Genomic DNA, 9,032 nt, shown 5'->3' on the forward strand with positions numbered 1-9,032 from the left:
CCCTCTCCCTTCCACGCAGCGTCTTCGAAAAGAACATCTGGCACAGAAGGAAAAGGGCTTTCCATGATATTCGACTAGGCTTTGAAGATACCCTTGAACTCGGTCAGCGACTTGCGCAGCGAGTCGACGGTGGTTTCACTGAGCGCCTTATCGCGGGCGATGGCTTCCGGTACGTCCGGATACTTCTCGCTCAGGAACGCCAGGAACTCGCTTTCGAAGCGGCGGACCGATTCGACCGGCAGGCTGTCCAGGAAACCGGACGTCGCGGCGAAGATCGCCGGGACCTGCTTCTCCAGCGGGAGTGGCTGGTTCTGCGGCTGCTTCAGGATCTCGACGAGGCGAAGACCGCGCGCGAGCTGCGCTTGGGTCGCTTTGTCCAGGTCGGAAGCGAACTGCGAGAAGGCCTGAACCTCGCGGAACTGAGCCAGTTCGAGCTTCAATCGTCCGGCGACGTTCTTGTCCTTCATCGCCTTTGTCTGGGCGGAGCCGCCGACGCGGGAGACGGAGATACCGACGTTGACCGCAGGGCGGACACCGGCGTTGAACAGGTCGCTCTCAAGGAAGATCTGGCCGTCGGTGATCGAGATAACGTTGGTCGGGATGTACGCCGAAACGTCGCCCGCCTGGGTCTCGATGATCGGCAGCGCCGTCAGCGAGCCGCCGCCACGCTCCTTGGACAGCTTCGCCGCACGCTCCAGCAAACGGGAGTGCAGGTAGAAGACGTCGCCCGGATACGCCTCGCGGCCCGGAGGCCGACGGAGCAGCAGGGAAACCTGGCGGTACGCCACGGCCTGCTTCGACAGATCATCGTAAACGATCAGCGCATGCTTGCCGTTGTCGCGGAACCACTCGCCGATACAGGCTCCCGTGTACGGGGAGATGTACTGCTGCGACGCAGGGTCGTTGGCGGTCGCGGCGACGACGGTGGTGTACTCCATCGCGCCGGCTTCTTCCAGGGTGCGGATGATTGCAGCCACGGTGCTGGCCTTCTGGCCGATAGCGACGTAGATACAATAGACATCCGTGGTCTTCTGGTTGATGATCGTGTCGATCGCGATGGCGGTCTTGCCCGTTCCACGGTCGCCGATGATCAGCTCGCGCTGACCGCGGCCGATCGGGATCATCGAGTCGATCGCCTTGATGCCGGTCTGGAGGGGTTCCTTGACGGGCTGACGGTCGACGACGCCCGGGGACACGCTCTCAAGAAGCGCGAACTCGGTGGCGGCGATCGGTCCCTTGTCGTCAATCGGCTCTCCCAGCGCGTTCACGACGCGGCCGATGAGGGCCTCGCCGACGGGGATCTGAACGATCTTGCCCGTGCGCTTGACGGTATCGCCTTCGCGGATGCCGGTTTCGGATCCGAGAAGAACAGCGCCGACGTTGTCCTCTTCGAGGTTCAGCGCCATACCCTGAATGCCGCCGGGGAACTCCAGGAGCTCTCCGACCATGCAGTCCTTGAGACCGTAGATGCGCGCGATGCCGTCGCCGACCTGCAGGATGGTGCCGACGCCGACTTCCTCGATCTGCGACTTATAGCTATCGAGCTCTCGCTCGAGGATAGACGTAATTTCTTCCGGCTTGATGGCCAATTAAATAGCTCCTCCCTGTGTGCGGGACCCAAGCAAATGCGCTTCCAGGTTCTCCAGGCGGCCACGGACGCTTCCGTCGATGACCGTGTCCCCAATGCGCACGACGACGCCGCCAAGAATGGCGGGATCGACCTGCGTGGTCAATATAACGGTTTTACCAGTCAGTTTCCGAACGCTGGCGGCCAGACCGTCGGTTTGAGCCGGGGTCAGCGCCACGGCAGAGGTTGCGAGCGCCTCAACGGTGTTGTGGAACTCGGCCAGCAGTTCACGGAAATCACGGATTGTCTCGGTGACAAGCTCCTCGCGTCCCTTACGGATCAGCAGCTGGAGGAAGCTCAGCGTGGTCGCCGTAACACGGTCCCCAAATGCGTCGCTCGCCACTTTGTTCTTCTGCTCATCCGAGACTAGCGGCTGAAGCAGGACCGCGCGCAGGTAAGGCACGTCCGCGAGGAAGCGCTCCACCAACGTCAGGTCTTCGGCGACCGCTTCGATGATCCCGTCGCGCTGGGCCACGCTGAACAGCGCCGCTGCATATCGCTTTGCGACTCGAGTATCTTTCATTAGGCGGTGGTCCCCGTCTGGGCGCCGCCGCCGATCGCGTTGCCGCTGACGCCGCGACCGTGTTCGACGATCGCGCCGGCGCCGACGCCGCTGATGAAGTCATCGACAAGAGCCGTGTGGCGAGCGGGATCGAGCGATTCGCCGATCACTTTACCGGCGGCGGTAATTGCCAGCGACACGATCTGCTGACGCATCTCCAGGAATGCCTTCTGGCGCTCCCGCTCACTGTCGCCGCGGCCTTTTTCAATAATCGCTTCGGCCTGCTGGTTAGCGTCCGCCACCAGATTATCGCGCAGAGTCTGTGCTTCCTTGACTGCGGCTTGGATCTTCTCGCGGGCCTCGGTTTCAATGCCGGCGAGCCGCTGCTCGTAATCCCGGCGGGTCTGCTCCATGGCGGCGCGGTCGGCGTCCAGTTGATCGTAGGTCGCCTTGATGTCCGCCTGGCGCTGATCCAGGAACCCGAAAACCTTCGGAAAGACCAGGCGCTGCAAGAAGAAGAACAGTAAGAGTAGACCGAGAATCTGCGTGATGATCAAATGCCAGTCGATACCGAGGGCATTAATAATCTCGTTCATAGTTGTCCTACAGGCGTCGCGCCTGTCGTTTGGCCGTCCGCCCGATCCAAAACCGAGCGGACGGCTCGATAATTAGTGATTCGCCAGAAGCTGGGTGACCTGCTCGGCGCTCGGGAACTTGGCCAGAAGGATGAAGAAGATGACGAACGCGTAGATCGCCAGCGCTTCGATAATCCCGAGACAGATGAACATCGTGGTCTGGATGCGGCTGGCGGCTTCCGGCTGGCGGGCGATGCCCTGCAGCGCGGCAAACGACGCTAGACCCTGACCGATGCCCGCGCCTACGGCGGCGAGGGGAAGAGCGAGACCCGCGCCAAGCGCGAGAAGACCGAAGTAAATGGCTGCCATGTCGTAACTATGCTCCTTTAGCGTAAATACCGTGAATGTAACAGATTCAAAATTTTGCGTTAACGCTTACGCCGCGGGGACGTAAGCCGCGTCGTCGACACGCTCATCAAGGCTCTTATGACCGTGATCGTCATCGTGGCTGTGATCCGCCGTCGCGATGCCAATGTAGGCGGAAGACAGCAGCGTGAAGATAAAAGCCTGAAGAATGCCGGTGAACAGCATCAGCAGGTACACCAAAAACTGCGCCGGAATGTGCGTGGTGTTGACGACGCTTGTCACGACGTAAGAGATGTAATCCTCGCCATAGATGTTTCCATAAAGGCGCATCGCGAGCGACAGCGGCTGGGCCAGCGCGCCGACCACTTCCGTAAGCAGGAACAGCGGAATGAGCGGGATGATCCCGGGTCCGAGGAAGTGCTTCAGATATCCGCCGAAGCCCTTCGTCTTGATGGACCAGTACTGTACGTACACAAAGACGATGAACGCCAGACCCAGATTGGTGCTGAGATTCGCCGTCGGCGCGCGCAGCGGAGTCACGGAAAGTAAATTACAAAGCAGGATGTACATGAACAGGGTCATGACGAGCGGCACGTGGCGCTCGCCGCCCGGTCCCAGCAGTCCCATGAACAGGTTGCGCAGTCCATCGACCGCGACTTCCCAGAGGTTCTGCAGGCGGCCCGGCACGCGCTGCGGCTTCGCGAAGGCTGCGATCCCCGTTCCCAGCAGGATGGCGGCGACCAGGATGCCGTAAATGACACAGGTCCAAAGCTCCGGTTTTTCAAGCGGTTCTGTCGGCATAGTTGTGATGTTCTCTTCGTGTGTTACTTCGTCGTAGATCTTACGAACAAATTTTCAAGCGGCGAAAGCTTAAAGCGGCTTCGCAGACCGCATCGCGCGGCTGGCGGCGACGATGATGCATAGCTGCGTCACCGAAAAAACGCCGACGAACGCCAGCAAAAACGGAATCAAGTGGTCCTTGACGAACTGGAAGATCGAGATCATTCCGATCGTCAGGAGCGCATACTTGAAAACCAGCATTCCGCCCAGGCGCCACAGGGCCGTGGATCGGTTCTTCGCCTGCGCGCTTCCGGAACCGGCTTTGCGCTCAGCTTCCATGCCCATCAAATACTCGGGCACGATCCGGCTGATCATATGCAGCGACCAGAAGACCGCGAAGGCGACGACGGTTCCGGCGACGGCGCCCAGCGCCGGCCAGTTCTGCCGTACGATCAGCAGCACTCCGATAATCAGCGCATCCAGAGCGACGGCGGTCCGTGACAAGCTCTGAAAGGACGGTAATTGAAAGTCTTCGGACGGTAACGGGGCGCTCGTTTTCTTTGGCGAAGCGCTAGTATTTTCCGGTCGTTGTTCCAGCGTCATAAATGTTTAGCCGCCCGGCCGTTTTCCACGGCCATTCCGGGTCGTCGTCAGCAGGCGAATCATGTTCGCGAATCCACCGAAAACTCCCAGAAGCAGCCCGACAATCGTAAACCAGGGAACGGTCGTATGGTAACGCTTATCCAGCCACTGTCCGATAAAAATAAAGATACCGACCGTAATCGCCAGGGTCAGCGCCGCGGTGATCGCGACCCCATATCCCTGAACGCCCTGCGCGAGCAGCCGGTCGTCGTCGTTGTGACGCGACGATTGGCCGCCGTCTTCGGCGCGCGGCCTTGTCTCGGCGCGATGGGTCGAGGGCGTCCCCTTGCCAAGACTGGGTCGAGTGAAGGTGATTTCCGGAGGAGCGGGCAGAGATCCGAACGACGGAAGTGACACTGTCTCTTCGTCTTTGCCGGTCTCTGATGTTGGATCGTCCTCGCCCATGAAAGCCCCCCTCAACGCGGGCTGTTTACACCAATTTCCGCGCATTAGTATATCACAGCGAGCCGCCGCGAGTCAATACATTGCGCATTTTTTCACGAATTGGTCGAAATAAACGTGGAAGATCGCGGAACTTTGATGGAACAAACAGCGCTGTATCATACTCCAATAGGGCCGGTCCAATACCCTGTTTCACCGTTTTGAACACTTTATGATTTTTAGAGCGCCAATGATGGAGCCGACTTGAGCACACCTGATTCACAACAAAAACCGATCTTCTACGACGAGTCCCAGCGCCGTGGCGGCGTACTTTCCTTTCTGATGTACGCTCTCGCCCTCTTCTGCGTTCTGGGAGCGGGCGTCTTTCTCTTCAGTATCGCCGGCAACCCCGTGATGATCGCCTCGCCGATCGGCGGGGCGGCGTCGCCAAAGGGACTGCGCAGTCTGGGCGAACAGATGCACCTCGCGGCCGCCCAGCATCCTGCGGTAAGCGGCGTCAAGCAGCCCGGCGACCTGCGGTCCCGAGTCCTGCGCGCGGTTTTGCGACGCGACGCCGGTGTCCAGGAAGCACAGCGCCGACTGCGCGCCACGATCAAGGGTGAACACGCCGTCACCCCCATCCCGGCGGCCGCCATCGCTCCGGGCCACATTCGAGGCCCCGTACGCGCGGCGTTTTATGTCAACTACGAAAAAAGCAGCATCGACTCCCTGCGCGAACATATCGATCAAACGACCCACTTAATGCCGGTATGGATCGAGATCAATCCTCAGGGATCGGACATCAACGTGACGCGCGATATCTCCACGCGCTCCGGAGGAACCCAGGTCACGCTGGGCGAGACGTATGACGACGAAGCCATCCGTCTTGCCCGCAGCCACGGCATCCCCATTATCCCCGTCGTACAAAACGCAAGCGAAGGCGAGTTTCGCGGCGAATGGGTCCATGCGCTGGTCAGCGATCCCAAAAAGCGCGCGGCGATGATCGAAAAGCTGCGCGCCTTTGTCATTCAGAACAAGTACCAGGGCGTGAACATCGACTTCGAGACCGACAGCGCGGACGATGAAAGCGGCTTGACGGCCTTCATGACGGAACTCGGCGCCGTGTTCCATCCGCTGGGCCTGCTCGTGACCCAGGATATCCAGCTCGACAGCGCCTCCTACGATCTGCCGACACTCGCCAAATGCTGTGACTTTGTGATCCCCATGATCTACGACGAACACGGGGACGGCACGCACGACGGCCCCCTCGCCTCCTGGGACTGGTTCCAGGCGCAGCTTGACGATTTCCTGACACAGGTCCCCGCCGACAAAGTCGTGCTCGGGATCGCGAACTATGGGTACGACTGGGCCGCTGGAAGCACGTCTCCGCAGGACGTCTCGTTCGAACAAGCCTGTCAAACCGCCAAGGATTCCCAGGACGGCGAGGACGGCGTGATCAAGATCGACCGCGACACGCTGAGCCCTTACTTCACCTATTACGACGACTCGAACGGCCAAGGCGACAAAGAGATCGCGCACAAGGTCTGGCTGGAGGACGCCGCCAGCGCCTACAACAAAGTGATCGCCGGCGAGCGCCGCCATCTCCTCGGCGACGCGCTCTGGCGACTGGGCTCGGAAGACCCCAGCCTCTGGACCTACTTCAATCACGATCGCCCCGCTATCGGCGAGAGCTTCGATATTCGAAAGCTCACCGACGTCACGTACAATTACTTCGGTACGGGCTTTATCGGCCAGGGAGACGTGCTTTACATCAAGCAGTCGCCCACAAAGGGGCAGCGCGATCTGACGATAGATCCCAAGACCCGCCTGATCGTGGGTGAAAAGTTCAGTCGCTATCCCTCGCAGTACGTCATCCAGCGTACGGGCCTAGTGGACCAGACGACCGGCAAAAACACCGGTCCTCTTTACAAGAAGATCGCTTTGACCTTCGATGACGGCCCCGATCCGCGCTGGACGCCCCAGATTCTCGCGATCCTGCATCGATATCACGTTCCCGCGACATTCTTTGTCGTGGGCGAAAACGCGCAGGCAAATCCCAGCCTGTTGACACGCGAGTGGAACGAAGGGATGGAGATCGGCAACCATTCGTTCACGCATCCCGAGATCGACCAGATCTCCACGCCGCGCATCAAATTAGAGCTGGACGCCACCCAGCGTGTGATCGAAGCGCTGACAGGACATATGACCACTCTCTTCCGCGCGCCGAACCGCGCGGACTCGGAGCCAAGCACTCCCGCCGACCTGGACCCGATCCTTCAAGCGCACAAACTCGGCTATGTCTTCATCGGAGAACAGATCGATCCGACCGACTGGAAGCCGGGCATCAAATCCGAGCAGATCGTCCCATTCGTATTGAACCATGCGGATGACGGCAACTGCGTGCTCCTGCACGACGCCGGCGGAACCACGCGCGCCGAGACGATCAAGGCGCTGCCTCGAATCATCGAGGGGCTGCAAAAGCAGGGATACAGCTTTGTCACCGTCTCGCAGATCATGGGCCGCACACGCGATCAGGTCTTCCCCGCAATCTCGCCCAAACAGCGGATTACGGCCGATATCAACCGCGCGTTCATCTACGCGACTTATGTCGTCGGAAACGTCCTGACTGTCTTGTTCCTGACGGCGATTTTCCTGGGTATCGGGCGCATCGTCATTATGGGCGCGCTGGCGACCGTGCAGGCGCGACGGGAGAAAGCTCGAACATTCGTCTCCGATTTTCTTCCCTCGGTGAGCGTCATTATTGCCGCCTACAACGAGGCGAAGGTCGTGAACAAAACCATCGCGACGCTGCTGGCGAGCGATTACCCGCGTCTGGACATCCTGGTCGTCGACGACGGCTCAAAGGACGGCACCGCCGACGTCGTCCGCGCGGCGTACGGCCATAGCACACAGGTTCAGGTGATCACCAAGCCCAACGGCGGCAAGGCGTCGGCGCTCAACCTGGGCATTCAGCAATGTCAGGGCGAGATCATCGTTGCCCTCGACGCCGACACAGTCTTCACGCCTGCGACCATCGGGAACTTAGTGCGCCACTTCGCCGATCCACAGATCGGGGCCGTGTCAGGCAACGTCAAGGTCGGCAACCGCAAGAACGCCTGGACGATCTGGCAAGCCGTCGAGTACATCACCAGTCAGAACTTCGACCGCCGCGCCTTCGACCTATTGAACTGCATCACCGTCGTCCCCGGCGCGGTCGGCGCGTGGCGGCGCGACGCCGTCGTGCTCGCCGGCCTTTATTCTTCGCAGACGCTGGCCGAAGATACGGATCTGACATTAAAAGTCCGCAAGCTCGGCTACAAGATCGTCACCGACAACGACGCTCTCGCATACACCGAAGCGCCGGACGGCTGGAAGGACCTGATCAAGCAGCGCTACCGCTGGGCCTTCGGCACCCTGCAATGCCTCTGGAAGCACCGCGACGCATTCGGCAACAAGCGCTACGGCGCCCTGGGCACAGTCGCAATGCCGTCGCTCTGGCTCTATCAAATCGTGTTCCAGGCGATCGCGCCGCTGGTCGATATCGGCATACTCTGGGCGATCTTCACGCAGTTCGTCGTCAAGCCGACCACAGACCATACAAACCTGATCATGCTCCTCGGCTACTGGGCTGTCTTCTCCACCGTGGAGATGGCCGGCGCCGCGCTCGCCTTCCATCTGGACCGCGAAGACAAGCGCCTGATCGCCTGGCTCCCCTTGCAGCGGTTTGCCTACCGACAGCTCATGTACGTCGTCATCTTGAAATCACTGCGCTCCGCCCTGTTCGGCAAGCGCGTCGGCTGGGGAAAATTGGAGCGCAAGGGAACGGTCACCACGCCCAAAGGCGGAGACACGCCGCTTGGCGGATCTGAACAAGAGGCTCCCGAGGTTCGGTCTTAGCGGGTAAAAACGCCTCGCGGGTATGCCGCGAGGCGTTTTTTGTCGGATAGCCCCTCCGCTCTAATTCTGGGGGACTAGGAATCAATGTCCTTCAAAAATACGACGGCTGGCGGTTAAAACCGCGCCTGCAAGAGCGCAGAAACCCACCTGCGCGGGTTACAGAGTCCAAAACGTGACCGCCGTACAAGGCGCATATTGTAGACGGTATCGGTTAGGATTATGCAGTCCGCGCAGGCGGACTTCCGCGCTCTTGCAGGCGCGG

At 60.3% G+C, this 9,032-nt stretch carries 8 protein-coding genes; 1 reads left to right on the forward strand and 7 read right to left on the reverse strand.

Annotation, left to right across the window (positions count from 1 at the left end):
* Positions 1-74 precede the first annotated feature (74 nt).
* From atpA to ABIZ35_RS14165, 7 genes are all read right to left on the reverse strand, one after another.
* Positions 75-1,589, reverse strand: a complete 1,515-nt coding sequence (atpA, locus tag ABIZ35_RS14135; protein ID WP_348220558.1) for a F0F1 ATP synthase subunit alpha — start codon at positions 1,587-1,589, stop codon at positions 75-77.
* A complete protein-coding gene (locus tag ABIZ35_RS14140; RefSeq protein WP_348220559.1) occupies positions 1,590-2,150 on the reverse strand; it encodes a F0F1 ATP synthase subunit delta in 561 nt (186 codons plus the stop codon).
* A complete protein-coding gene (atpF, locus tag ABIZ35_RS14145) occupies positions 2,150-2,725 on the reverse strand; it encodes a F0F1 ATP synthase subunit B (protein ID WP_348220560.1) in 576 nt (191 codons plus the stop codon). Before atpF ends, ABIZ35_RS14140 begins: the two co-directional genes overlap by 1 nt.
* A 72-nt stretch (positions 2,726-2,797) precedes the next feature.
* A complete protein-coding gene (atpE, locus tag ABIZ35_RS14150; RefSeq protein WP_348220561.1) occupies positions 2,798-3,073 on the reverse strand; it encodes an ATP synthase F0 subunit C in 276 nt (91 codons plus the stop codon).
* A gap of 66 nt (positions 3,074-3,139) precedes the next feature.
* Positions 3,140-3,871, reverse strand: coding sequence for a F0F1 ATP synthase subunit A (gene atpB / locus ABIZ35_RS14155; protein WP_348220562.1), 732 nt, complete (start codon positions 3,869-3,871; stop codon positions 3,140-3,142).
* Between the two features lie 69 nt (positions 3,872-3,940).
* Complete coding sequence (locus ABIZ35_RS14160; protein ID WP_348220563.1) at positions 3,941-4,453, reverse strand: hypothetical protein; 513 nt, start codon at positions 4,451-4,453, stop codon at positions 3,941-3,943.
* A gap of 6 nt (positions 4,454-4,459) precedes the next feature.
* Positions 4,460-4,897 (reverse strand): AtpZ/AtpI family protein, encoded by a 438-nt coding sequence (locus ABIZ35_RS14165; RefSeq protein WP_348220564.1) that lies wholly within the window; start codon positions 4,895-4,897, stop codon positions 4,460-4,462.
* A gap of 240 nt (positions 4,898-5,137) precedes the next feature.
* Here ABIZ35_RS14165 and ABIZ35_RS14170 point away from each other — a divergent pair, with 240 nt between their 5' ends.
* On the forward strand, positions 5,138-8,770 hold the full coding sequence (locus ABIZ35_RS14170; RefSeq protein ID WP_348220565.1) for a glycosyltransferase: 3,633 nt from the start codon (positions 5,138-5,140) through the stop codon (positions 8,768-8,770).
* Positions 8,771-9,032: the final 262 nt, after the last annotated feature.

The organism is Capsulimonas sp. (genome assembly GCF_039929585.1).
In the GTDB taxonomy this organism is placed as follows: domain Bacteria; phylum Armatimonadota; class Armatimonadia; order Armatimonadales; family Capsulimonadaceae; genus Capsulimonas.